Annotated in this window: 24 protein-coding genes; 14 read left to right on the top strand and 10 right to left on the bottom strand. The window is 69.2% G+C overall.

The features are described 5' to 3' along the window. Positions 1–14: 14 nt before the first annotated feature. The 4 genes from HHL15_RS08010 (at position 15) to HHL15_RS07995 (ending at position 3185) form a co-directional block, all read left to right on the top strand. On the top strand, positions 15–1049 hold the full coding sequence (locus HHL15_RS08010; protein ID WP_169145333.1) for an RNA methyltransferase: 1035 nt from the start codon (positions 15–17) through the stop codon (positions 1047–1049). A gap of 163 nt (positions 1050–1212) precedes the next feature. Then, entirely contained in the window at positions 1213–2016 is an 804-nt protein-coding gene (locus HHL15_RS08005) for a tetratricopeptide repeat protein (RefSeq protein ID WP_169145332.1), read from the top strand. 82 nt (positions 2017–2098) lie between these two features. Further along, positions 2099–2677 (top strand): pyridoxamine 5'-phosphate oxidase family protein, encoded by a 579-nt coding sequence (locus tag HHL15_RS08000; protein WP_169145331.1) that lies wholly within the window; start codon positions 2099–2101, stop codon positions 2675–2677. 40 nt (positions 2678–2717) lie between these two features. Next, positions 2718–3185, top strand: a complete 468-nt coding sequence (locus tag HHL15_RS07995) for a hypothetical protein (protein WP_169145330.1) — start codon at positions 2718–2720, stop codon at positions 3183–3185. Between the two features lie 1014 nt (positions 3186–4199). On the opposite strand, the gene HHL15_RS07990 is transcribed toward HHL15_RS07995, so the two are convergent. The 5 genes from HHL15_RS07990 to HHL15_RS07970 all read right to left on the bottom strand — a co-directional run bounded on the left by HHL15_RS07990 (position 4200) and on the right by HHL15_RS07970 (position 7184). Beyond that, positions 4200–5207 carry a nucleoid-associated protein gene (locus HHL15_RS07990; protein ID WP_169145329.1) on the bottom strand — a complete coding sequence of 336 codons (1008 nt, stop codon included), beginning with the start codon at positions 5205–5207 and terminating at the stop codon, positions 4200–4202. A gap of 70 nt (positions 5208–5277) precedes the next feature. After that, positions 5278–5484, bottom strand: a complete 207-nt coding sequence (locus HHL15_RS07985; protein WP_169145328.1) for a hypothetical protein — start codon at positions 5482–5484, stop codon at positions 5278–5280. Positions 5485–5492: 8 nt separating this feature from the next. Further along, complete coding sequence (locus HHL15_RS07980) at positions 5493–5864, bottom strand: diacylglycerol kinase (RefSeq protein WP_169145327.1); 372 nt, start codon at positions 5862–5864, stop codon at positions 5493–5495. 20 nt (positions 5865–5884) lie between these two features. Then, on the bottom strand, positions 5885–6682 hold the full coding sequence (locus HHL15_RS07975) for an alpha/beta fold hydrolase (RefSeq protein WP_169145326.1): 798 nt from the start codon (positions 6680–6682) through the stop codon (positions 5885–5887). A 4-nt stretch (positions 6683–6686) separates the two neighbouring features. Further along, entirely contained in the window at positions 6687–7184 is a 498-nt protein-coding gene (locus HHL15_RS07970; RefSeq protein WP_169145325.1) for a flavin reductase family protein, read from the bottom strand. A gap of 94 nt (positions 7185–7278) precedes the next feature. On the opposite strand from HHL15_RS07970, the gene mutY reads away from it, so the two are divergent. Continuing rightward, positions 7279–8361, top strand: a complete 1083-nt coding sequence (gene mutY / locus HHL15_RS07965; RefSeq protein ID WP_169145324.1) for an A/G-specific adenine glycosylase — start codon at positions 7279–7281, stop codon at positions 8359–8361. Here mutY and HHL15_RS07960 read toward each other — a convergent pair. From HHL15_RS07960 to HHL15_RS07940, 5 genes are all read right to left on the bottom strand, one after another. Next, a complete protein-coding gene (locus HHL15_RS07960) occupies positions 8321–8923 on the bottom strand; it encodes an LON peptidase substrate-binding domain-containing protein (protein ID WP_169145323.1) in 603 nt (200 codons plus the stop codon). The genes mutY and HHL15_RS07960 overlap by 41 nt on opposite strands. 93 nt (positions 8924–9016) lie before the next feature. Continuing rightward, on the bottom strand, positions 9017–9649 hold the full coding sequence (locus HHL15_RS07955; protein ID WP_169145322.1) for a flavin prenyltransferase UbiX: 633 nt from the start codon (positions 9647–9649) through the stop codon (positions 9017–9019). A gap of 48 nt (positions 9650–9697) precedes the next feature. Beyond that, on the bottom strand, positions 9698–11206 hold the full coding sequence (locus HHL15_RS07950; protein ID WP_169145321.1) for a sodium:solute symporter family protein: 1509 nt from the start codon (positions 11204–11206) through the stop codon (positions 9698–9700). Positions 11207–11275: 69 nt separating this feature from the next. Beyond that, the gene (locus HHL15_RS07945; protein WP_169145320.1) at positions 11276–14575 is read right to left on the bottom strand and encodes an EAL domain-containing protein; all 3300 of its coding nucleotides are present in this window, start codon (positions 14573–14575) and stop codon (positions 11276–11278) included. Then, entirely contained in the window at positions 14572–15573 is a 1002-nt protein-coding gene (locus HHL15_RS07940; protein WP_169145319.1) for an ABC transporter substrate-binding protein, read from the bottom strand. Before HHL15_RS07940 ends, HHL15_RS07945 begins: the two co-directional genes overlap by 4 nt. Before the next feature lie 187 nt (positions 15574–15760). Here HHL15_RS07940 and ubiU point away from each other — a divergent pair, with 187 nt between their 5' ends. The 9 genes from ubiU (at position 15761) to HHL15_RS07895 (ending at position 23371) form a co-directional block, all read left to right on the top strand. Further along, complete coding sequence (ubiU, locus tag HHL15_RS07935; protein ID WP_169145318.1) at positions 15761–16774, top strand: ubiquinone anaerobic biosynthesis protein UbiU; 1014 nt, start codon at positions 15761–15763, stop codon at positions 16772–16774. Positions 16775–16781: 7 nt separating this feature from the next. Next, positions 16782–17687 carry a U32 family peptidase gene (locus HHL15_RS07930; RefSeq protein ID WP_169145317.1) on the top strand — a complete coding sequence of 302 codons (906 nt, stop codon included), beginning with the start codon at positions 16782–16784 and terminating at the stop codon, positions 17685–17687. Between the two features lie 23 nt (positions 17688–17710). Beyond that, complete coding sequence (gene ubiT, locus HHL15_RS07925; RefSeq protein ID WP_169145316.1) at positions 17711–18187, top strand: ubiquinone anaerobic biosynthesis accessory factor UbiT; 477 nt, start codon at positions 17711–17713, stop codon at positions 18185–18187. Between the two features lie 91 nt (positions 18188–18278). Next, positions 18279–19355 carry a VanZ family protein gene (locus tag HHL15_RS07920; protein ID WP_169145315.1) on the top strand — a complete coding sequence of 359 codons (1077 nt, stop codon included), beginning with the start codon at positions 18279–18281 and terminating at the stop codon, positions 19353–19355. A 63-nt stretch (positions 19356–19418) separates the two neighbouring features. After that, complete coding sequence (locus HHL15_RS07915) at positions 19419–19727, top strand: (2Fe-2S) ferredoxin domain-containing protein (protein WP_169145314.1); 309 nt, start codon at positions 19419–19421, stop codon at positions 19725–19727. A gap of 2 nt (positions 19728–19729) precedes the next feature. Beyond that, on the top strand, positions 19730–20377 hold the full coding sequence (locus HHL15_RS07910) for an alpha/beta hydrolase (protein ID WP_169145313.1): 648 nt from the start codon (positions 19730–19732) through the stop codon (positions 20375–20377). Further along, complete coding sequence (locus HHL15_RS07905) at positions 20374–20982, top strand: glutathione S-transferase (RefSeq protein WP_169145312.1); 609 nt, start codon at positions 20374–20376, stop codon at positions 20980–20982. Before HHL15_RS07910 ends, HHL15_RS07905 begins: the two co-directional genes overlap by 4 nt. Beyond that, positions 20982–21932 carry an ATP-binding cassette domain-containing protein gene (locus HHL15_RS07900; RefSeq protein WP_169145311.1) on the top strand — a complete coding sequence of 317 codons (951 nt, stop codon included), beginning with the start codon at positions 20982–20984 and terminating at the stop codon, positions 21930–21932. The genes HHL15_RS07905 and HHL15_RS07900 overlap by 1 nt, the downstream gene beginning before the upstream one ends. 83 nt (positions 21933–22015) lie before the next feature. Then, on the top strand, positions 22016–23371 hold the full coding sequence (locus HHL15_RS07895; protein ID WP_169145310.1) for a diguanylate cyclase: 1356 nt from the start codon (positions 22016–22018) through the stop codon (positions 23369–23371). Positions 23372–23373: the final 2 nt, after the last annotated feature.

Below are 23373 nucleotides of genomic sequence, written 5' to 3'. Positions count from 1 at the left end.
TCATTCGCCTCCTCATGCGAATCGACGACATCCGCCAGCGGCTGGCCGCCCTGGGCGCCAAACCCGTCCACGTCCAGCGCGTGCTGCGCGCCTGGGCCCACGCCCTGCCCCTCGACGCCGGCGCCGGCCGGCGTGGCCCGGCCCTGCCCCAGGCCGTGCACGAGGCCCTGCCCGCCCTGGCTGCCGAGCTGGCCGGGCTGGCCCGCGTGCATTCCGAACATCCCGGCGAGGACGGCTCCGCCCGCCTGCTGGTGCAGCTCGCCGACAATCAGACCGTCGAAAGCGTGCTGCTGCCACGGGACGGCCTGTGCGTCTCCAGCCAGGTCGGCTGCGCGGTGGGCTGCAAGTTCTGCATGACCGGCCGCGACGGCCTGCTGCGCCAGGTGGGCAGCGCCGAGATCGTCGCCCAGGTGGTGCTGGCCCGCGCCCGCCGGCCGGTCAAGAAAGTGGTCTTCATGGGCATGGGCGAACCTGCCCACAACATCGACAACGTGCTCGAAGCCATCCAGTTCCTCGGCACCGAAGGCGGCATCGGCCACAAGAACCTGGTCTTCTCCACGGTGGGCGACCCGCGGGTCTTCGAGCGCCTGCCCCAGGGCCCGGTCAAGCCCGCCCTGGCCCTGTCCCTGCACACCACCCGGGCCGACCTGCGCGCCGACCTGCTGCCCAAGGCCCCGCCCCTCAGCCCCGACCAGCTGGTCGCCGAGGCCGAAGCCTACGCCCGCGCCACCGGCTACCCCATCCAGTACCAATGGACCCTCATCGAGGGACTCAACGACACTCCGGAAGAGCTCGACGGCATCGTCCGCCTGCTCAGCGGCAAGTACGCGATCATGAACATGATCCCCTACAACGCCGTGCCCGACCTGCCCTACCGCCGCCCCGCCTGGGACAAGGCCGCCGACATCGCCCGCCAGCTCCACCGCCGCGGCATCCTCACCAAACTGCGCAACTCCGCCGGCCAGGACGTGGACGGCGGCTGCGGCCAGCTGCGCGCGCGGGTCATCGCCGGGGAGGCACCGGTGCGGGTGCACAAGCGCCGGGTGTAGGGGCCTGCAGGGGCGGCTTCAGCCACCCCCACACCTCCGATCCATGCCTTCGGCATTTGCGCCATAATCACGGCCTCGCGCCTGGACCGTCTGTTTCCTGCCCACCCTGGCAATCCGAACAGCGTCGGCGGCGTCCCACCGTTCTCCCGCGCAAGGACTCGACATGACGCCCATCCTCCGCCTGCCCATCCTCACCGGGCTGTGCATCATGCTGTCGGGCTGTGTCTACTTCAGCACCGACAGGCAGATCAGCTACGGCCTCAACCATTACGAGATGGGCCTGCCCGGCCATGCCATCCCGCCGCTGATCACGGCAGCCCAATCCCTCGAAAAGGAAAACCCGCCCGACCCGCGCCTGGTCGATGTGTTGATCGCCCTGGGCAACATGGCGCAGCAGGACAAGCGGAACGATCTTGCCGCCGACTTCTTCTCCCGCGCCCTCAAGGCCGCCGAGGCCCTCCAGCCCGTCGACACGCGGCGCCTCCGCAACGCCCTGGTCAATACCGGCCTCTTCAAGCAGCGCCTCGGTCAACCCGCCGAGGCCCTGCCTCTTCTCCAGCGCGCCGCCGACATCTCCAGGACTGACGACCAACCGATACTCCACGCCATCGATCTCGACAACCTGGCCCAGGCTCATTCCAGCCTCGGACAGTTCCAGACCGCCATTGGGCTGCATCAGGAAGCGCTGGACATCGCCCTGCGCACGACGGACGGCCAATACCTCGCCCGCACCCGCGGCACCATCCTGCACAACCTGGGGGACGCCTACGCAAAGCTGGGACGTGAGCAGGACGCCGAAGCCTGCTTCCGCCAGGCCATCGCCACGCTCAGCACCGGCGGCCGCGAGGTGGAAGCCTGGCGCATCGAACGGGCCCGCAAACGCTATGCCGAGTTGCTGCGCAAGGCGGGCAGGGACAGGGAGGCGCAGGCGCTGGAGGCCGGCACCGGGGCGCCCCGGACACCCTGAACGGGTCTCCACATCGCGAGGGCAGAGCCCGCACTCCCGCTACCGTTGCAACGATCCATCCACAACTCGGCCAGGCAATGCAATGAATCCCCTGTCACGACTCCTCCAATGGGTGCAGGAAGAACGCACCACCGGCGCGCCCTTCAGCCATGGCGCTGTGCTGGGCACCACGGGCCGGGACGGCAGCCCACGGACGCGGATGCTGGGCGTGCATTTCGATGCAGATGGCTGGCCCCGCTTCCACACCTCGCCGGGGAGCCGGAAAGTCGAGGATCTCGAGCTGAACCCGCGCGCCTCGCTAACCTTCGCCTTCCAGCACAGCCTGCGTTCGGTGTCTCTTGAAGGTACGCTCGAACCCATTCCCCGGCATCAGCTGATCAAGGACTGGCTGGCCCTTGAGCCCAGCTTCCGGCGCAGCTACCTGGTGTTCGGCCACCGCTCGGGCCTGCCTCTCGACGCCACTGAGGCCCTGGAGCAGACGCTCCAGGGCATTCCCCCGGGGGCGGAGAACGAAACACCAGACAGCTTCATCGGCTACCGCTTCACCGGGATTGGCCGGGTTGCCTTCTATTCCGTTGGCACGGGCCCTTTTGCGCAGCACGAGGTTTTCACCCGCGACGAGGGCTCGAAGGAATGGAAATGCCTGCGGGTTGTGCCATGAGCCTCCCGTCCGTCCCCCATCTCCCCCTGGACTCACCCCAATGCGCAAAATCGCCCTGCCCCTTGTCCTTGCCCTGCTGTCCGCACAGAGCCCGGCCGAAGAGATTCCCTTTCAGGATCTGTCCCGGAGAAACACGCACTCCATCGCTTTCAGGACAGACACATTCACCGTGGCGAGAAGCGAAGCCGAGCTCAACGCGATCTGGCCCGACTCGGTCGCCGCCGCGCGCAGGGGTGACCGGCAGCGCTTTCCGATCAAGGTGCCTTTCGACCGGGAGATGGTGATCGCGGCCGTCCTGGCCACTCACTCCAATGGATGCACCGGAGTCCGCATTACCCGGGTGATTTCGGAGAAGGACCGACTCGTCACGCACTACCAGCGGGACCACTATCCAGGCAACACTCTCTGCCCGGCGGCAATGACCACGGCCTTCCATTTGGTCACCGTACCGGTCAGCAAACTGCCGGTGGTGTTCGTGGAAGAAGCAGACAACACACCGGCAGACTGAGGCCCCTGCATGGCCTCGGTACCAGCCCGGGATGCTGGGCTCGGACTTGAACGTGTTTCCCTCCGGGGGGAGTGAGTTTCCCTCGGAGCTGAACTTGTCGGGCTCGGATTTGAACGTGTTTCCCTCCGGGGGAAGTGAGCTTCCCTCGGAGCTGAACTTGCTGGGCTTGGACTTGAACTTGTTTCCCTCCGGGGGCAGTGGGCTTCCCTCGGAGCTGAACTTGCTGGGCTTGGATTTGAACTTGTTTCCCTCCGAAGGCAGTGGGTTCCCCTCCGGGGCCAGACACGCTGGGCTCGGAGGGGAACAAGTTCAAGTCAGGGCCCAGCTCACTGGGTTGCGGGGGGAACTTGTTGGCCTCTGAAGGGAACTTGTTGGCCTTGGAGGGTGGCAAGGGAGGCTTTCCGTTGTTCCGCCTTGGATTGGCCGGGAATTCGCCCCGGCGGGCGACCTCCTTTCTTGCTTCGCCAAGAAAGGAGGCAAAGAAGGCGACCCGCCTCGCCGGTCATTCGCTGCGCGAATGACTCCCCTGCGCTGCTCACGGCAGGCGGCCGGCGCGGAACTCGCCCTGCGGGCTCAGACAGCCGCGCCGGACTTCCCCGCCTGCCGTTCCGCTGCTCGGCGGGTCGGAACGGGCTTTTTCCAAGCACCGAGCCTCTGCGGAAAATCCGGCGGATGCGAGGCGCGGGGTTTTGCTTTTCTCGCTGGAAGCCAACCTCGGCTTCAGCCAACGCGCGGTGTTTGCGAAAAGCCCGTTCTGACCCGCCGAGCAGCGCAGCAGCGGGCGGGGCTTTCCGGCGCGGCTGTCTGAGGAGGCGCAGCCGACGAGTTCCGCGCCGGCCGCCCGATGCGAGCAGCGCAGGGGAGTCGTCCGCGTAGCGGACGACCGGGGAAGCCGGGTCGCCTTTCTTTCCCCCTTTCTTTGGCGACGCAAAGAAAGGGGTCGCCCGCCGGGGCGAAATCCCGGCCAATCCAACGTAAAAGAAAGGAAAGCCGCCCAGTAAAGGCACTCCCCCCTCACTCCTCCAACAACAACTGCTTCAACGCATCCGGCACATTGGTGAGGACCAGGGTGTTGCTGGCCTTGTCGTACTGCACCGAGCCGGAACGCAGGCCGCTGCGTTCGAACTCCAGCTTCCAGTCCTGGGCGCTGGCGCGGAAGCGGATCAGCGGCTTGAGGGCGCGCTTGTCGGGCACGAAGCCGCTGGCCAGGTCGAGGGCTTCGTCCTTCAGGGTGTCGCTGAGCTTCTCCGGGGCGCTGGGGAAGATCTGGCTGGCCACGGCCACCAGGTCTAGGGGTGCGCCGCTCTCGCCCATCTCTTCCAGCACCAGATGGGCGCGCTCGAGGAGTTCGTCCTTCTCGGCGGGCGCGAGCTGCTGGGTCTCGGCGAAGTGGCCGAGGGTCTCGACCAGCTTCTTGGTCTCCTTGAGGGCGATCACCACGTCGGTGCAGCCCAGGAAGCGCTTGAACCAGCCGGCCACGTCGCCGCGGCCCTTGAGGAAGCCGATGTAGCGCTCGGCGCCGGCCTGCCAGGCGCTGATGTCGATGCGGCCGGCCACCTGCAGGCCGGCAAAGTCCAGGTGCGGGCTGTCATGGATGGACAGATCCTCGCCCATCACGGTGCCCAGGGTCTCCTGCAGCAGGGCCACGTAGAGGCAGTCGGCGCCGAACACGGTGGCGCGGGCGATCAGCACGTAGCCGCCGTCCTCCACCTTGTCCTCGTCCACCCGCTTCTGCAGCTGGGCGAGCATCTCCTTCGAGAGGGTCTCGAAGTCCATGCTGCCCTCGATGGCGTGGGCACGCATCAGGCGCGGCATGGGGAAACTGCCCTCGTCCTTCTCGAACCAGCCATAGCCCTTGCCCGGCCGCTCGGCAAAGTGCCGGCACAGCCGCTCCATCAGGCGCGCGGCGGGTTCATCCACCGGGTTGGCGGCGGGCCGCAACTCGACCCGCGAAGGCCCCTCCGATTCGCGGATCAGGCGGTGGACGACAAGTGCGGAAATGGCGTGGCTGGTCTCGGACATGCTGGGGCTCCGGTACGGATTCGAGGGGGCGGGATTCTCTCATGCCGGGGCCCCTGCGGGCCCGCCACCCTCAATACCGCATCGCCTTGCGCTTCCCCGGCAGTTGCGCCAGCTGGGCCCGGCGCAGCTGGTTGGCGGATTGCGGTCGGGCCGGCTCGGCCTGGGGGCTGGCGGCGGCCATTCCGGGGGGGATGTTGGCGCCCACTCCCCGCGGGCAAAAGCCGGTGGTGGCGCAGGTGCAATTGACGCAGGGCTTTTTGCTGGCGGGATGGGTCATGGCAGGCCTCAGCCGAAAAGCACCAGGCTCCACACGGCCACGACATTGATCAGGGCGACGAAGACCGCCGCGCTGCCGATGTCCTTGGCGCGCTTTGCCAGGTGGTGATGTTCAAGGGAAATGCGGTCCACCGTGGCCTCGAGGCCGGAGTTGACCAGTTCGACGATGATCACCAGCAGCACGCTGCCGATCATCAGGGCCTTGCCGATGGCGCCGACCGGCAGCCACAGGGCCAGCGGCAGCAGCACGGCGGCCAGCCACACCTCCTGGCGGAAGGCGTCTTCGTTGCGGTAGGCGGCGGCGAGGCCGGCCATCGAGTAGTGAAAGGCGTTCCAGACGCGGGTCAGGCCGGTCTTGCCTTTGAAGGGGCTCTCATCCATGGCGGCAAAAGGGCCTCACGCTAGAGCAGGAAGGTGACAGGCGCATGATCGAAGCCCTCGAGGAAGCCGTGCACCTCGCGGGCGAAGTCTTCCGGCGCCTCGAAGGGCGCCAGGTGGCCGGCGTCCAGCTCGGCAAAGCGGGCCCCGGGAATGCGCTCGGCCATGCGCTGCAGCACCAGCGGCCGCGACACCGTGTCGTGGCGGCCGGCCAGCACCAGGGTGGGCGTGCGCAGGCGGCCCAGGGTGGCGCGCTGGTCGAAATGCAGCAGCGCCTGCACCGCGGCCCGGTAACTGGCGGGGGGAATCTCCGCCATCAGGTCCACCGCCTCATGCACCACCAGGGGCTCGGCCGCCGGGCCGACCATACTGGGGATCACCTCGATGGCCAGGTCGCGCATGCTGGCGCCTTCGTCCAGCGGGCCGATGCGGCGGGCCAGGAAGTCCCGCTGCAGGGCGGCAGCCTGGGCCCCGAAGGCCGGCGTGCAGCAGGCCAGCACCAGGCCGGCCACCCGGTCGGGATGACGGGCCGCCACCTGCAGGGCCAGCATGCCGCCCATGCTGTGGCCGACCAGCACCGCGCGGGCCAGGCCGGCAGCGTCGAGCAGGGCCGCCAGCGCGTCGGCCAGGCTGTCGAAATCGACTTGCGGCAAGGATGCGCTGCGCCCGTAGCCGGGCATGTCCCAGGCCAGGCCACGCCAGCCGGCGGGGGTGATGGCGGGCAGCAGCCCGGCGGCCCCGGCGGCACCGCCGCTCACCCCATGCAGGAAGACCAGGGCGCGGGGCCCTTCGCCGGTCTCGATCCAGCGCGGGGCGGTCATGGCCTCAGTCGTCCGTCAGGCGGCGGTAGGCGCCGCCCTGGAAGACCAGCGGGCGCTTGGCCGTGTCCCGCTCGAAACGCAGCACCTCGCCGATGAAGACGACGTGGTCGCCCCCCGGATGGCGGGCGTACTGGCGACACTGGAACCAGGCCGAGCAGCCGGGCAGCAGGGGCACGCCATCCACCCCTTCGGTGAAGTCCAGGCCGGCGAACTTGTCGTCGCTGCGGCGGGCGAAGCGCTGGGACAGGTCCCGCTGATCCTCGGCCAGCACGTTGATCGCGTACACTCCGGCGTTTTCGAAGATGGGCACGCTCGGCAGGTGACCGGACAGGCTCCACACCACCAGGGGCGGCGTCAGGGACACGGAATTGAAGGAACTCACGGTGAGCCCGATGGGCTCGCCGCTGGGCGCCCGGGCGGTGATCACGGTCACGCCGGTGGGAAACATGCCCAGCGTGTCGCGAAAGGCGCGGACCACCGGATCGTGCTTGGGAGCTGTCATGCTGGAGGAGGGCCCACGCCGTCGGCGTGAACCGGAAACCGGTAAGGGGCCGCATTATCACCGCGCGGGGCGCGAGCGTCGAGAGGTTAAGAGATTGAATACATTTGCAGAAACCCTGATCGCCTGGCAGCGCGAGCATGGCCGCCACGGCCTGCCCTGGCAGGTCGACGACGCCTACCGGGTGTGGTTGTCGGAGATCATGCTGCAGCAGACCCAGGTGGACACAGTGCTGCCCTACTACGCCCGCTTCCTGGCGCGCTTTCCCGACCTGCCCAGCCTAGCCGCCGCGCCGGTGGAGGACGTGCTGACCCTGTGGAGCGGCCTCGGCTACTACGCCCGGGCGCGCAACCTGCACAAGTGCGCCCGGGCGGTGATGGCGCAGCATGGCGGACGCTTCCCGGCCGACCCGGCGGTGCTGGCCGAACTGCCGGGCATCGGCCGCTCCACGGCGGCGGCGATCAGCGCCTTCAGCTACGGCACCCGGGCCGCCATCCTCGACGGCAACGTCAAGCGGGTGCTGGCGCGGGCCTTCGGCATCGACGGCTTCCCCGGCACCAAGCCGGTGGAGAACCGCCTGTGGGAACTGGCCGAGAGCCTGCTGCCCGAGCGCGACGTGGACATCTACACCCAGGCCCAGATGGACCTGGGCGCCACCGTGTGCACCCGCGGCCGGCCGGCCTGCACGCGCTGCCCGCTGGCCGACCGCTGCGTGGCCCTGCGCGACGGCCGGGTCGGCGAGCTGCCCACTCCGCGGCCGAAACGCGAGACGCGCACCCGCGAGGGACGCTTCGCGGTGGTGCTGGCCGATGGTGCGGTGCTGCTGGAACGGCGCCCGCCCAGCGGCATCTGGGGCGGCCTGCTGAGCCTGCCGGAACTGCCCGAGGATGCCGACACGGCGGAATGGATCGCCGGCCGCTATGGCCTGCAGGTGCACTCGGTGAGCCCGCTGGGCGGCCTGCGTCATGTGTTCACCCACTTCACCCTGGAGATGCGCCCCGAGGCCGTCCAGGTGGCGCCACCGCCCCCCGGCGCGGCCGAATCGGAGCATCTGTGGCAGCCCCTCGGCCGCCTGGACGAGGCGGCCCTGCCGGCACCGGTGCGCAAGCTGCTCGAACCGCTGGCCGCCCGGGACCTGTTCAGTCCAGCAGGCGGTGCTGCTGCAGGTACTGGTGGATGATCTCGAGGCGCGACAGGCTGTCGTCCAGCGCCAGCAGGCGCTGGCGCGCCAGGGGCGGGATGGGCAGGGCCTCGGCGAGCCGGTAGCCCACCCAGGTAGCGTCGTCGAAGCGATGGGGCGGCGGGAACATCTTGTCCCCTGCGTCGGCCACGATGGCTTCCAGCAGGGGCAGCAGCGCCTGCAGTTCCTCCGGCACCGCCGTCACGGCCGGCTCTGGCAGCGGCGTAATGCGCGCCGTCTGCAGGCGGTCGGGGCGGATCTCCCGCTCGACGATGCGGAAACGCTCGCCGCCGCGGGTGGTGATGAAGAGCAGGCCGGGCTGGTTCATGTCCCAGTCGATGATGCGGGCGATGCAGCCGACCTCGTGGGGCTCGGCCGGCTGCCCGACCTCACCGCCCTCGCGGATCAGGCACACCCCGAAGGGCGAACCGGACCGCATGCAGCGCGCCGCCATGTCCAGGTAACGGGCCTCGAACAGCTTGAGGGGCAGCACCCCATCGGGGAACAGGACCGTACCGAGGGGAAACAGCGGGATCTCGACGGTGCTCGGGGTGCTGCTCATGATGTGTCTCCTGTTGGGGCGGATTCATCCGCCCTCGGACATCGATCAACGTCCGGCGCTTGACATGCGTACCGCGGGCGGCGGAAGCCGCCCCTACACCTCATCCTCGCCCCAGCGGGGCATCAGCGTGTGGGCCACCCCCAGCTGGTCGAGGATGCGGGCGACGACGAAGTCCACCAGCTGCTCCACGCTCTGCGGGCGGTGATAGAAACCCGGGTTGGCCGGCAGGATGACCACGCCCATGCGCGCCAGACGCAGCATGTTCTCCAGGTGCAGCACCGAGAACGGGGTCTCCCGCGGCACCAGGATCAGTTTGCGGCCTTCCTTGATGGCCACGTCGGCGGCCCGTTCGATCAGGTTGCCGGCCAGCCCCGCAGCAATCGAGGCCAGCGAGCCCATGGTGCACGGGCACACCACCATGGCATCGGGCGGGTTGGAACCGGACGCCGGCGGGGCAAACCACTCCTCGCGGCCGAACACCCGCAGTTGCCCGGGGGCGGCGCCGAAGCGCCCTCCCAGCAGGGCTTCCACCTCCGCGGGGCGTCCCGGCAGGGCCAGGTCCATCTCCTGGCGAGCGACGATCTGGGCCACCTGGGAATACAGCAGCCAGACCCGGCAGCCGCCGGCCAGCAGGGTCTCCACCAGGCGCAGGCCATAGGGCATGCCCGAAGCCCCGGTCAGGGCGACGGCAACGGTACGGCAGGGACGGGCATCGACGGTGTTCATTGCAGGAAGAGACAGGCCCGGTGTGTGAGGGTTCGCGGCATCGTCCGCTCAGGAGCGATGGTGGTGGATCGTGCCGATGCCTTCATGGGCGACACCGTGGGCGTCGGCCGCATGATGGCCATGGCGCAGCCGGTCGTGCACGTGAATGTCGTGGGGCAGGCGCTGCTTCACCAGCGAGCCGGCGAGCATACCCACCAGGCTCGCCGCCAGGCCCGCCAGTTGGGCCGGGATGAAGGGCTCCTCGCCCCCGGCCAGGTGCACCGCCAGCCACACCGCGATGCCGCAGAAGATGGACACCAGCGCCCCCTGGTTGGTGGCCCGCCGCCAGTACAGGCCGCACAGCAGCGGCACGAAGGCCGCCACCAGGGTGATCTGGTAGGCGTTCTCGACCATCTTGAAGATGCTCGCCTTGGAGTACATGGCGTAGAGGGTCACCAGCACGGTGAAGGTAAAGGTCACCACGCGCATCCAGAACAGCAGCTTACGGTCGGTGAGATTGGGCAGGGCCGGTTTGAGGATGTTCTCGGTGAAGGTCACCGACGGCGCCAGCAGGGTGGCCGAGGCGCAGCTCTTGATGGCCGACAGCAAGGCCCCGAAGAACAGGATCTGGGCCACCAGCGGCGCCTTGGACAGGACCAGCTCGGGCAGGATCATCTGGGAGTCGGTGTCGATCAGGCGCCCCACCATGTCGGGCGAGATGAGGGTGGCCGAGTAGGCCAGGAACATCGGCACGAAGGCAAAGGCGAAATACAGGCTGCCGCCCAGCACCGAGCCCCACACGGCGATCTTCTCTGATTTGGCCGACTGGACCCGCTGGAACACGTCCTGCTGCGGGATGGAGCCGAGCATCATGGTGATGGCGGCGGCGAAGAAGGCGATCATCTCCCGGGGTTCGGCCGGGGGCAGGAAGGCGAACTTGCCTTCGTTCAGGGCATGGCTCACCACCACGCCGACGCCGCCAGCCATGCCGCTGACCTCGCCGCCGATCCACAGCATGCCGATCACGATGATGATCATCTGCAGGAAGTCGGTGACCGCCACCGCCCACATGCCGCCGAACAGGGTGTAGACGAGGATGGTCGCCGAGCCGATCCACATGCCGGCCAGCTTGCTGACCTCACCGCCCGACACCACGTTGAAGACCAGCCCCAGAGCCGAGATCTGCGCCCCCACCCAGCCCAGGTAGGAGATCACGATGGCGATGGTGGTGAGCACCTCGACGCCACGGCCATAGCGCTTCTTGTAGAAGTCGCCGATGGTCAGCAGGTTCATGCGGTAGAGCGGCGCGGCGAAGAACAGGCCGACCAGGATCAGGCACATGGACGAGCCGAAGGGGTCGGCCACCACGCCGTTGAGGCCCTCCTTGAGGAAGGTCGCCGGGATGCCCAGCACGGCCTCGGCGCCGAACCAGGTGGCGAACACCGTGGCGGTGACCATCGAGAAAGGCAGGTGCCGGCCGGCCACCGCGAAGTCCCGGGTGTTGTGCACCCGCGTTGCGGCGACGAGACCGATGGCCACCGAGATCAGCCAGTAGGCGATGACGAACCAGAACAGCATGGCAGCGGGAAAAAGCGTTGAGGAGTGCGCCGATTATAGGGGCGCTGCAACGCAGCGTGGACGCCTGATTCACCCTGCCGTAACAGTCTCCCGGCCCACCAGCCGCTGGGCAAAAACTCCGGCGGGCTCGGCCCGTCCGTAGTGCCAGCCCTGGAACTGATCGCAACCCAGCTCACGCAGGGTAGCGGCCATCGCCGCGGTCTCGACGCCCTCGGCCACCAGCTCCAGGCCCAGGTTGTGGCCGAGGCCGACGATGGCCGCGACGATGGCCCGGTCTTCCGGCCCTTCGTTGATCTCACGTACGAAGGACTGATCCACCTTGAGCTTGTCGATGGGGAAGCGCTTGAGATAGGCCAGGCTGGAGTAGCCGGTGCCGAAGTCGTCGATGGCGATGGACACGCCCAGGGCCTTCAGTTCGCCCAGCTGGTAGGCGGCCCGCTCGACATCGCGCATCACCATGCTCTCCGTCACCTCCAGAATCAGCAACGAGGCCGGAATGGCATGGCGGGCCAGGGTCTCGGCGACGATGGAGACAAAGTCGCTGCGCCGGAACTGGAGGGTCGAGATATTGGCCGCCATCGGCACCAGCGGGCGACCTTCGGCGCGCCAGGCGGCCATCTGGGCACACAGCATGTCGAGCACCCGGTTGCCGATCGGCAGGATCAGGCCGCTCTCCTCGGCCAGGGGAATGAAACGCCCCGGCGAGACTTCGCCCAGCTCCGGGTGGGTCCACCGCAGCAAGGCCTCGGCGGCGAGCAGGCGGCCGTCCGCGGCCGCCACCACCGGCTGGTAGTGCAGGCGCAGCTCGCTGCGCTCGAGGGCACGGCGCAGGGCCAGTTCGAGGGACAGGCGCTCGCTGGTGGGGGTGGAGATACCGTCGGCAAAGAACTCGACGGCATTGCGCCCCTCCTCCTTGGCCCGGTACATGGCCATGTCGGCCCGGTCGAGCAGAGCATCCGGGTCGCCGCCGTCATCCGGCCAGATCGCGACGCCGATGCTGCCCGACAGGGAGAACTCGCAGCCGGCCAGGTGGAAGGGTTCATCGAGGGCGGTGAGCAGCCGGCCGGCCGAGCTCGCCTGGCGCTCCCGCTCGCCGCACACCGGCATCACCACCACGAACTCGTCGCCGCCGTGGCGCAGCACCGACTCGCCTTCGGCCAGCACCGACTGCAGGCGCCGCGCCACCTCGACCAGCAGGTCGTCGCCCACATGATGGCCGAGGGTGTCATTGACGTTCTTGAAGCGGTCCAGGTCGAGGAAGCACAAGGCCACCTTGCAGCCCACCGCGCCGGCCTGGGCGATGGCAGTGGCGACCGTGTCCTCCAGCGCGGCCCGGGAGGGCAGGCCGGTGAGGAAGTCATGGCTGGCCAGGAAGCGGATGCGGGCCTCGTCGGCCTTGCGCTGGCTGATATCAGAAAAGACCGCCACGTAATGGGCAGCATCACCGCCGGGCATGCGTACCCCGCTCACCGACATTTCGGCCGGGAAAGTCTCGCCGGATTTGCCACGGATCCACACCTCGCCCTGCCACAGGCCATCCCGGGCGGCGACTTCGCGCAGGCCGGCGGCAAAGTCCACCGGATGGCGCTCTGGATCGAAGAGTTGCAGCGGTTGCCCGCCAAGGTCTTCGCGGGTGAAGCCGGTCAGGCGGGTGAAAGCCCGGTTGATCATGACCACCCGGCGGTCGGGCTCGACCACCACGATGCCCTCGGAGTTGTTCTCGAAGACCCGGGCAGCCAGGCGCAGGCTCTCGTCGCGCCGGTAGTTGCGCAGGGCGAAGCCGATATCAGCGCTCATCTCGTCGAGCAGGGCCACCGTGTGGGCATCGAAAAAACCCGGCTCGGCCTTGCTCAGCACCAGCGCGCCGGCAGGCCCCTCCTCGCCGTGGATCGGGAAGAGGGCGAAAGAGCCTGCTCCGGCATGGCCGTCGTTGTCTATCTGCGCCCTGGCCGGCAACCTCCCGGAGTCGAGTACCCGGGCCGGTACGCCGGTCAGGCACGCTTCGCCGCCCTGGCCCCAGGCGGCTGCCGGTTTGAGGAGGGTCCCACCGGTCTCGCTGGTTTCAAGGAAGCCGATCCAGGCCAGGTCGAGTTCGCCGTATTCCACGGCAATGCGGCACACCTCGGGCAGCAGACGGGCCGCATCCGCGGCATGCACGATGGCCTTGTTGGTGGCGGACAGGGCCTGGTAGAGCTTGGTCATGCGGGCAATGTCGCGCGCCGTGTCGCGACCCGCCTGCAAGTCGTAGCAGGATCCGACGAAGCCGGTGAACACGCCGTCCCCGTCATACAGCGGGGCGCCATGATCGGCGATCCAGTGATAACGGCCATCGGCGCTGCGCAGACGGTACTCGGCCACCATCGGCATGCGGGTGGCCTGGGCCGTCGCCCAGGCGGCCAGACAGGCCTCGCGGTCGTCCGGGTGCACGCCTTCAACCCAGCCATAGCCGGTCTCCTCAGCCAGGCTGCGGCCGGTGAAATTCAGCCAGGCCCGGTTGAACCAGTCGCAGGCGCCGCTGGCATCGGCCCGCCAGGCCAGGTGCGGAAAGGTCTCGAGCATCACCAGGTGCTCGTCGCGGGCCCGGGCGAGCTGGCGGTTGCGGGTCCGCAGGGTGGTCAGCAAGCCGTTGAGGGCCGCCGCCAGCTCGCCCAGCTCGTCCCGCCTCAGCACGGGCACCGCAACCTCCCCTTCTTCCGCGTAGTCCCTGCGCCCGGCCAGCGCCTTGCGGATGCCCTCCGCGGGATGCAGGACGTAGCGCGCCAGCAGCAGGTAAATCAACACGGCCACCACCGTCAGAATGCCCCCCAGCCACAGGGACAGCTGCACGACCGTGCTGCGGGCCGCCAGCCACAGGCTGTCGGCGTCCAGGCGCAGGGCCAGCACACCGTCCTCGAGACGGCCATGGGCCCCGTCGGAGCCCATCAGCAGCACGGGCTCGAACACCTCGAGGCGTCGCGCATCCAGATCCAGCTTGCGCCGGCCCGTGCGCTCCTGCAGGACATCGGCCAGACCTTGCTCGAACACGGGCTCACGCAGGGCGGCAAGTGGGCTGTCCAGCAGGCCGTGATCGGTGGCCGCCAGCACCCGCGGCGGGGAACCGGTCGCCAGGATCACCTGGACCACGTCGCGAGAGGCCCCCAGGGTGGAGATGAAGCGGCGCAGGTCGGCGGGCTCCCGGGCGGTTTCCGCCGCCGAATAGATGGCCGCCACGATGGTATCGGCACGCTGCTCGACGAGCGAGCGGAAGCGCTCGAGGATACTGGTGTGGATGATCCCGACCAGCAGCGCCATGGCCGCCACCCACAGGACCAGCAAAGGCCCCATCAAGCGCCAGCGCAAGGACAGGAAGCGGCCCGGCAGGCGACTCATGCGGCCACGCCACTGGCGGCGATGAGGTCCCGGGCGATCAGGAAGTCCTTCAGGCTGCGGCTCTGCCGCAGCTGGGCCAGGGTCATCATGGCCCCCTGCAGGTGGTCGAGGGAGCGCGCCACCGGCCCGTCGGGAGCCAGCAGGGCGCGCTGCTCCTGGCGGGACACATAGTGCAGGCCGGCCAGGGTCGCCCGCAGTTCGGCCACGTCGATGTTCTCCCGGCGCGCCATGATGGCGTGGGCCTCGTCGGCATGCTGCTCCATGAACTCCATGGCACGGTAATAGGCCAGCACGAAGGCCTGCACCTCCGGCCCGCGGCGGGCCACGAAACTGCTGTCAAAGACCAGGGTGTCCACCACCTCGCCCGGCACCTGACCACTGTGGAACAGCACCTTGCCGTTCTTCTCGAGGAGCCGGTTCGACTCCGGGGGAAAGCACACCGCGGCCGCCACCTGCCCATCCGCAAAGGCGGCCGGCATCGCGTTCTGGGGCATCGGCACGAGCAGGACATCCCGCACGGTGAGCTTGACGCTGGCCAGCGCAAGGGCCAGCAACTGGATGTGCAGGGTACCGGGCTCGATGGCCACCCGGAGGCCGCGCAGATCGGCGGGGCCGGCCAGGGTATTACTGCCGATGACGACATCCGCCCCGTTCGAGTAGTCAACCACCGCGGCGATCTGCGGCCGGATACCGGACTGGTCGGCCGCCAGCAGGAGCTCCACCAGGGTTGCCCCGCAACCATCCACCTGCCCCCGCTCGAAGGCCCGGCGGGATGCGCCGAGGGAGGTGAGATCCACCAGCGACACATTCAGCCCGGCCTCATCGAAGAAGCCCTTCTCCCTGGCCACATACAGCGGGTCATAACCCGGCCAGGGATTGGTGGCGAACTTGATCGGCTCCCGGCGGCTCGAACTGCAACCACTCCCGCCACCCAGCAGCAGGGTCGTGGTCCCGAGTCCGGCACGCAGGAAACGGCGACGGGGCAAGGAAGCAGTCATTCACAAAAGTGTCTGAAAATTTGGACGCAGTATGCACCACTGCGCGTGGTATGCCCATGCGCCAGGAAGGGGAATCATCCCCTGCAGGCATGCGGCTTTCCGCTTGATTCGCCGTTGACCCCGGTCAAGGCCTGCCCCTGCCGGGGCGCCTATAGTCCGGCCGCGTCATTCACGCCACCGCCCGCCCATGACTCCCGCGCATCCGATCGAACTGGTCTGCCCCGCAGGCAGCCTGCCCGCCCTCAAGACCGCCGTAGACAACGGCGCCGACTGCGTCTATCTCGGCTTCAAGGACGCCACCAACGCCCGCAACTTCAGCGGTCTCAACTTCGACGACAAGGCCATGGCCGAGGGCGTGCGCTACGCCCACGAGCGCGGCCGCAAGGTGCTGCTGGCCCTCAACACCTACCCCCAGACCGACAACTGGCAGCGCTGGACCACCGCGGTGGACCGGGCCGCCGCCTGCGGCCTCGACGCGGTGATCATGGCCGATCCGGGGCTGATGGCCTACGCCCGCCGGGCCCACCCGAAGCTGCGCCTGCACCTGTCGGTGCAGGGCTCGGCCACCAGCTACGACGCCATCAACTTCTACCACGAGCATTTCGGCATCTCCCGCGCGGTGCTGCCGCGGGTGCTGTCCCTGGCCCAGGTGGAGCAGGTCATCGCCAACACCCCCGTGGAGATCGAGGTGTTCGGCTTCGGCGGCCTGTGCGTCATGGTGGAGGGGCGCTGCGCCCTGTCGGCCTACGCCACCGGCGAGTCACCCAACTGCAACGGGGCCTGCTCGCCGGGCAAGCACGTGCGCTGGGAACAGACCCCCAAGGGCATGGAGGCCCGCCTCAACGGCATCCTCATCGACCGCTTCGCCGATGGCGAGCGGGCCGGCTACCCGACCCTCTGCAAAGGCCGCTTCGAGGTGAACGAAGAGACCTACTACGCCATTGAGGAGCCGACCAGCCTGAACACCCTTGAGCTGCTGCCCGAGCTGGCCGCCGCCGGAGTGCGCGCCATCAAGATCGAAGGGCGCCAGCGCAGCCCGGCCTACGTGGCCCAGGTCACCCGTGTGTGGCGCGCCGCCCTCGACCGCCTGCAGCGCGAACCCGCCGCCTTCCGCGTGGAGCCCGCCTGGATGGCCGAACTCAACAAGGTGTCCGAAGGCCAGAGCCACACCCTCGGCGCCTACTACCGTCCCTGGAAGTGACCCGCCCATGAAGCTCGCCCTCGGTCCCCTGCTCTACTACTGGCCCCGCCAGTCCACCCTGGCCTTCTACGCCGACATGGCGGAAGCCCCGGTGGACATCGTCTATCTCGGCGAGACGGTGTGCTCCCGCCGCCACGAGCTGCGCCTGCCCGACTGGCTGGAGGTGGCCGAAATCCTCGCCGAGGCCGGCAAGGAGGTGGTGCTGTCCAGCCAGGTGCTGGTGGAATCGGAGTCCGACCTCAAAACCCTGCGCCGCATCGTCGCCAACGGCCGCTTCCGCGTCGAAGCCAACGACATGGGCGCGGTACGCCTGCTCAGCGCCGCCGACACCCAGGCCACCAACTGGGTCGCCGGGCCCACCCTGAACATCTTCAACCCCGCCACCCTGAACCTCTTCGCCGGCCTCGGCGCCACCCGCTGGGCGGCCCCGCCGGAGATGTCGCGGGAGCAGATCGCCGCCTTGCGCGCCGGCCTCGACGCGCCGATGGAGGTGGAGGTCTTCGCCCACGGCCGCCTGCCCCTGGCCTACTCGGCGCGCTGCTTCACCGCCCGCCACTTCAACCTGCAGAAAGACACCTGCGAGTTCCGCTGCCTGCAGTTTGCCGATGGCATCGCCCTGAACACCCGCGAAGGCCAGCCCTTCCTCACCCTCAACGGCATCCAGACCCAGTCGGCCCAGGTGCACACCCTGCTCGGCGACCTGCCCGCGGTGACCGCCGACGGCCTCGACATCCTGCGCATCAGCCCCCAGGGCGAGCACACCGGCGGGATCATCCAGCTCTTCCGCGACGCCCTCGACGGGCTGGCGACGCCCGCCGCCGCCCTGCACAGCGCCCGCCCCCTGCTGCCTGCCGAGCCGTGCAACGGCTTCTGGCACGGCCGCCCCGGGGTCGAGCAACTGGTCACCGCCTGAACCCGGCCTCCTGGAGCCCACCCATGAAGATCCCCGCCTTCACCCTGCCCGCCCCCTTCGCCCGCATCGGCAGCCGCCTGCCCCAGCTGCCCCCGACGCTGGCCCTGGTGGCCGGCCTCAACCTGGCCCTCGACCGCCTGCTGCCCCGCGATGCCCTGGAGCCCCTCACCGGCAAGCGCGTGCTGCTGAAGGTCACCGACGCCGGCCTGGCCCTGCGCTTCACCTTCGGCCCGCGGGGCTTCCGCCCCCTGCTCGACAGCCAGGCCCCGGACCTGACCCTCTCGGCCACCACCCGCGACTACCTGGCCCTGGCCCTGCGCGAGGAAGACCCGGACACCCTGTTCTTCAGCCGGCGCCTGCTGATGGAGGGCGAGACCGACCTCGGCCTGCTGGTCAAGAACACCCTCGACGCGGTGGACTGGGACGGCCTCATCGCCCGCATCCCGCTACTGGCCCGCCTCGCCGCCGCCCAGCAGGGTGCGTCCCTGGCACCCCACTAGCCCGACCACCCCCCGGCCCACCCGGGCCGGGCCCGTCCAGGCTGCGGCAACCAAGAGGCCTTTCGCCCCCTGTGGCGCTAGAATGCCCCCGATGCCTCCACCACGCCGCAGTTCGCCTCTCGCTGCCTACTTCGCCGCCGCCATCGGGGTGCTGATCGTCTACGCCTGTCTGCACCCTTTTTCGGGCTGGCGTGACCCGGGGCTGCCGGTCTTCGAGTTCCTGCAAGCGCCGTGGCCGCGCTACTACACCTGGGTGGACCTGACGGTGAACGTGATCGGCATCGTGCCCTTCAGCTTCGCCCTGGTGCCCGCCCTCGGCCGCCTGCCGCGGGGGTGGGCGGTGTTCGTGGCGATGCTGCTGACCTGCCTGCTCAGCCTGTCGGTGGAGACCCTGCAGAACTTCCTGCCCAGCCGGGTGCCGTCGAACGTGGACGTCGGCTGCAACACCCTCGGCGGCGTGCTCGGCGCTCTCGCCGGCGGGCGCTGGGGCAGCCGCCTGTTCGACCCGCGCAGCGGCCTCACCCGCTGGCGCCAGCGCCGCATCGTGCCCGGTCACCCCGGCGAGATCGGGCTGGTGCTGATGGGGCTGTGGCTGCTGACCCTGCTCACCCCCGAGAACCTGCTGTTCGCCACCGGCGACCTGCGCCGCCTGTTCGATCTGCCCACTCCGCTGCAATTCAACCCGGCGCGCTTCGTCAAGGTGGAGGCCGCCATCACCGCCAGCCAGCTGCTGGCCGTCGGGCTCACCGCCCGCTGCATGATGCGCGAATTCAGCCCCTGGCCGCTGGCCCTGCTGATCCTGCTCGGGCTGGGCGCCAAAAGCCTTGCTGCGGCCGCCTTCTTCTCGCCCGGCGACCCCCTGCACTGGGTCACCCCGGGCGGGCAGATCGGCCTCGCCGCCGGCGCGGCCCTCCTCGGCACGGGCCTGCTGTTGCCGGCCCGCAGCCACGCCATGCTGGCCGGGATGGCCCTGCTGGTGGGCACCGCGCTGGTCAACCTGGCCCCCGAGAACCCCTTCCTTCCCAGCGACACGGCGCTCATCAGCCAGGGCAACTTCCTGAACTTCCACGGCCTGACCCAACTCACAGCCAGCCTGTGGCCCTTCGCCACCTTCGCCTACCTGGGCCTGCTGGGTGCCAGCAGCCCGCGGGGCAGCCCGCGCCACTGACCGCCGGCAGGCGCTTTGATTGATAATCGCGGTCACGCAACCGCCCCGATCCGGAGTTCCCCGATGAGCTACTTCAAGCACCACGTCTTCTTCTGCTGCAACCAGCGCGCCGAAGGCGAATCCTGTTGCGCCAATCATGGCGCCGCCGAGCTGCAGGCCTACGCCAAGGACCGGGTGGCCGCCCTCGGCCTCAAGGGCAAGGGCAAGGTACGCATCAACAAGGCCGGCTGCCTGGACCGCTGCGACGAGGGCCCGGTGCTGGTGGTGTACCCCGACAACGTCTGGTACACCTTCGTGGACAAGGCCGACGTGGACGAGATCGTCACCGAGCACCTGCAGCACGGCCGCATCGTCGAACGCCTGAAGATCTGAGCATGAGCCGCGCCACCACCGAAAGCGTGCTGATCGGCGGCCCCTCCGGCCCGATCGACCTGATCATCGACGCGCCCGAACACGTCCGGGGCATCGCCCTGGTGTGCCACCCGCACCCGCTGTTCCATGGCGCCAATACCAACAAGGTCGCCCACACCCTGGCGCGGGTCTTCCGCGACCTGGGCTACGCGGCCCTGCGCCCCAACTTCCGCGGTGTCGGCAAGAGCGCCGGCGAACACGACCACGGCATCGCCGAGACCGAAGACATGCTGACCGTGATCAGCTGGGCCCAGAGCCGCTGGGGCGGCCTGCCCCTGGCCCTGGGCGGCTTCTCCTTCGGCGCCTTCGTGCAGACCCGGGTGGCCGCGCGCCTGGCCGAGGGCGTCACCCCGGCCGGCCGCATCGTGCTGGTCGGCACCGCCGCTGGCCAGGTCACCGGCGCGCGCAGCTACACCACGCTGCCGGTCCCCAAGGACAGCCTGGTGATCCACGGCGAGAAGGACGAGACCGTGGCCCTCGCCAACGTCATGGAGTGGGCCGAGCCCCAGGAACTGCCCGTGGTGGTGGTGCCCGGCGCCGACCACTTCTTTCACGGCAAGCTGCACATCATCCGCGGCATCATCGAACGCGCCTGGGAGCCCCTCGCATGAAACTGATCGCATCCCTCACCAGCCCCTACGCCCGCAAGATCCGGGTGGCCCTGGCCGAGAAGGGCCTGCCCTTCACCCTGGAGGTGGACATCCCCTGGCTGGCCGAAACCCGCGTCCCCGACTACAACCCCCTCGGCAAGGTGCCGGCCCTGGTGGCCGACGACGGTGAGGTCTGGTACGACTCACCGGTGATCGCCGAATACCTGGAGAGCCTCGGCGGCCTGGCCCTGCTCCCCGCAGAGCGCAGCGCCGCCCTGCCGGTACGCCAGACCGAGGCCCTCGCCGACGGCATCACCGACGCCGCCGTCACCGCCTTCCTCGAGATGAACCGCCCAGCCGAGCAGCAGAGCAGCGCCACCATCGAACGCCAGATCACCAAGATCCACCGCGGCCTGGCCACCCTGGAAGCGCGCCTGGTGGCCCGCAAGGGCCTGGGCGGCACCAGCCCGGGCATCGGCGACATCGCCGCGGCCTGTGCCCTCGGCTACCTCGACTTCCGCTTCGCCCAGCTGGTATGGCGCAGCACCCACCCGACCCTGGCCGCCTGGGCTGCCGACATGCTGGCGCGGCCCTCCTTCGTGGCCAGCGCACCGCCCAGCGCCTGATGCCCCTCGAGATCGCCGGCCTGGTCAAACGTTTCGGCAAGGGCGCCGAAGCGAAGGAAGTGATACGCGGGCTGGACCTCAGCCTGCGCAAGGGCGAGTGCTTCGCCCTGCTCGGCCCCAACGGAGCGGGCAAGACCACCACCCTGCGCTGCGCCCTCGGCCTCACCACGCCCAGCGCCGGGCAGATCCACCTGGCGGGCCTGCCCGTTCCCGGGCAGGCCCGCGAAGCCCGCGCCCGGGTCGGCGTGGTCCCGCAGATCGACAGCCTCGACCCGGACTTCACCTGCGCCGAGAACCTGATCGTCTTTGCCGGCTATTTCGGCATCCGCGACAGCGAGATCCGGCCGCGGGTGCCCGAGCTGCTGGCCTTCGCCGGCCTGGAAGGCAAGGAGAACGCCCGCATCCAGTCCCTGTCGGGCGGCATGAAGCGGCGCCTGACCCTGGCCCGCGCCCTGGTGAACAAGCCCGAGCTGCTGGTCCTCGACGAGCCCACCACCGGCCTCGACCCCCAGGCCCGCCACCTGATCTGGGAACGCCTGCGCCGTCTCACCGCCGAGGGCACCACCATCCTGCTGACCACCCACTTCATGGACGAGGCCGAACGCCTGGCCCACCGGCTGGCCATCCTCGACAACGGCCGCATCCTCGTCCAGGGCAGCCCGCGGGAGGTCATCGCAGCACACATCGAGCCGCAGGTGGTCGAGGTCTTCGGCGAATGGGACGGCAGCGACAACCAGGCCGCCAACGGTGCGGCTGCGTGGGCCGCACAACACGCCGGCACGCTCAGCCGGCGCTGCGAGATCAGCGGCGAAACCGCCTTCTGCTATACCGACGACGCGGCCCCCCTGCTGGCCCACCTGGCCCATCAACCCAGCCTGCGGACCCTGCACCGCCCCGCCAACCTGGAAGACGTCTTCCTCAAGCTCACCGGCAGGGAGCTGCGGGATTGAACGCCGGGTTATTTCGCCGCTCCGGCGGCCCCGCAAGCCGCCGGCATGGACAGGCCGAAACACGGCGCCTATCCTGACACACCATGCCGCCGCCCCTTACCCTGCCCCCTGATCTCGACTGCGCGGCGCTGCTTGACAGCCTGCCGGTGGCCCTTGCTCTGGTGAACGGGGAGAACGGCCAGTTCGTCTGCGCCAACCAGGCCTTTCTCCAGCACTTCGGCCAGCCCTCCGGCCCCTTCGACACCTGGTGGTCACACACCCACCACATCGAAGGCACGGACAGCGCCGATCCCGGCCCGGCCCTGCAGATGCTGGCAGGCAGCGAGGAGGGCGTCGAGTCCGACATACTGGGCAGCGACGGCCGGCGCCACCACATGCGCACCCGCCTGCGCAGCCATGGCCGCTACCTGTTGGTATGCCTGATCGACCTGAGTGACGGTAACGCCCACCAGGAAATCTTGCGCCAGGCCCTGGCCGAAATGGAGACCCGCTCCACCACCGACGCCCTCACCGGCCTGCCGACCCGGCGCCGGCTCGAGGAAGCCGCACTCAGCGAGATGCACCGCTTCCGGCGCTTCGGCCATCCGATCTCGCTGATCATGGCCGATATCGATCACTTCAAGCGCATCAACGACAGCCTCGGCCACCTCGTCGGCGACCAGGTGCTGGTCGAGTTTGCCCAGCGTCTGAGCAAGCGATGCCGCGATCTGGACGTGATCGGCCGTTATGGCGGTGAGGAGTTCGTGATCCTGCTTCCCAGCACGCCCCTGGCCGGCGCCACCACGCTGGCCAACACGCTGCGACAAACCATCTGCGACACACCCTTCGATACCGCCGGACCGGTCAGCGCCAGCTTCGGCGTGGCCGAATGCCTGGCCGGCGACGACTGGCCGAACTGGCTGTCCCGCGCCGACCAGGCCCTCTACCAGGCCAAGGACGCCGGCCGCAACCGGGTGATGAGCGCCCCGGAGAGCGCCTTCGACGAGCGCGCCATCAAGCACCGCAGCCGTCTCGACCGCCTCACCTGGGACGACGGCCACTGCGTCGGCGACCCAGTCATCGACGCCCAGCACCACCACCTTTTCGAACTGGCCAACCGCCTGCTGCACCAGGTTCGCGAGGCCCGACCACCCGCCGAGATCCACGCCGTCATCCGCGACCTGGCACGCGCCACCAGCCGCCACTTCCGCGACGAAGAGGCCATCCTGACCTCGGTTGACTACCCCCGCCGCGAACAGCACGCCAAGGCCCACCGCATCCTGTCGGCCAAGCTCGACGCCCTGTCCACCCAGAGCGCCCACGGCAGCCTGCCCACCTCAAAGCTGATCGAATTCCTCGCCTACGACCTGGTGGATCACCATGCCCTGGGCGCCGACCGGGACTTCATCCCGTGGCTGCGCCGCATCCCGCGGGACACACCGCCCCCGTCCGACGCCTGAAC

This window comes from Zoogloea dura (assembly GCF_012927165.1).
Lineage (GTDB): Bacteria > Pseudomonadota > Gammaproteobacteria > Burkholderiales > Rhodocyclaceae > Zoogloea > Zoogloea dura.
This window is presented reverse-complemented; position numbering and strand designations above follow the sequence as displayed.

Coding starts and splice junctions, on each gene's coding strand:
- HHL15_RS07895 (WP_169145310.1), top strand. CDS start 22,016: ATGCCGCCGCCCCTTACCCTGCCCCCTGATCTCGACTGCGCGGCGCTG.
- HHL15_RS07960 (WP_169145323.1), bottom strand. CDS start 8,923: ATGAGCAGCACCCCGAGCACCGTCGAGATCCCGCTGTTTCCCCTCGGT.
- HHL15_RS07930 (WP_169145317.1), top strand. CDS start 16,782: ATGAAGCTCGCCCTCGGTCCCCTGCTCTACTACTGGCCCCGCCAGTCC.
- HHL15_RS07950 (WP_169145321.1), bottom strand. CDS start 11,206: ATGCTGTTCTGGTTCGTCATCGCCTACTGGCTGATCTCGGTGGCCATC.
- HHL15_RS07985 (WP_169145328.1), bottom strand. CDS start 5,484: ATGACCCATCCCGCCAGCAAAAAGCCCTGCGTCAATTGCACCTGCGCC.
- HHL15_RS07945 (WP_169145320.1), bottom strand. CDS start 14,575: ATGAGTCGCCTGCCGGGCCGCTTCCTGTCCTTGCGCTGGCGCTTGATG.
- HHL15_RS07915 (WP_169145314.1), top strand. CDS start 19,419: ATGAGCTACTTCAAGCACCACGTCTTCTTCTGCTGCAACCAGCGCGCC.
- HHL15_RS07910 (WP_169145313.1), top strand. CDS start 19,730: ATGAGCCGCGCCACCACCGAAAGCGTGCTGATCGGCGGCCCCTCCGGC.
- HHL15_RS07975 (WP_169145326.1), bottom strand. CDS start 6,682: ATGACCGCCCCGCGCTGGATCGAGACCGGCGAAGGGCCCCGCGCCCTG.
- HHL15_RS07920 (WP_169145315.1), top strand. CDS start 18,279: ATGCCTCCACCACGCCGCAGTTCGCCTCTCGCTGCCTACTTCGCCGCC.
- HHL15_RS07970 (WP_169145325.1), bottom strand. CDS start 7,184: ATGACAGCTCCCAAGCACGATCCGGTGGTCCGCGCCTTTCGCGACACG.
- HHL15_RS08010 (WP_169145333.1), top strand. CDS start 15: ATGCGAATCGACGACATCCGCCAGCGGCTGGCCGCCCTGGGCGCCAAA.
- ubiU (WP_169145318.1), top strand. CDS start 15,761: ATGACTCCCGCGCATCCGATCGAACTGGTCTGCCCCGCAGGCAGCCTG.
- HHL15_RS07990 (WP_169145329.1), bottom strand. CDS start 5,207: ATGTCCGAGACCAGCCACGCCATTTCCGCACTTGTCGTCCACCGCCTG.
- HHL15_RS07900 (WP_169145311.1), top strand. CDS start 20,982: ATGCCCCTCGAGATCGCCGGCCTGGTCAAACGTTTCGGCAAGGGCGCC.
- ubiT (WP_169145316.1), top strand. CDS start 17,711: ATGAAGATCCCCGCCTTCACCCTGCCCGCCCCCTTCGCCCGCATCGGC.
- HHL15_RS07905 (WP_169145312.1), top strand. CDS start 20,374: ATGAAACTGATCGCATCCCTCACCAGCCCCTACGCCCGCAAGATCCGG.
- HHL15_RS07980 (WP_169145327.1), bottom strand. CDS start 5,864: ATGGATGAGAGCCCCTTCAAAGGCAAGACCGGCCTGACCCGCGTCTGG.
- HHL15_RS07995 (WP_169145330.1), top strand. CDS start 2,718: ATGCGCAAAATCGCCCTGCCCCTTGTCCTTGCCCTGCTGTCCGCACAG.
- HHL15_RS07955 (WP_169145322.1), bottom strand. CDS start 9,649: ATGAACACCGTCGATGCCCGTCCCTGCCGTACCGTTGCCGTCGCCCTG.
- HHL15_RS07940 (WP_169145319.1), bottom strand. CDS start 15,573: ATGACTGCTTCCTTGCCCCGTCGCCGTTTCCTGCGTGCCGGACTCGGG.
- HHL15_RS08005 (WP_169145332.1), top strand. CDS start 1,213: ATGACGCCCATCCTCCGCCTGCCCATCCTCACCGGGCTGTGCATCATG.
- HHL15_RS08000 (WP_169145331.1), top strand. CDS start 2,099: ATGAATCCCCTGTCACGACTCCTCCAATGGGTGCAGGAAGAACGCACC.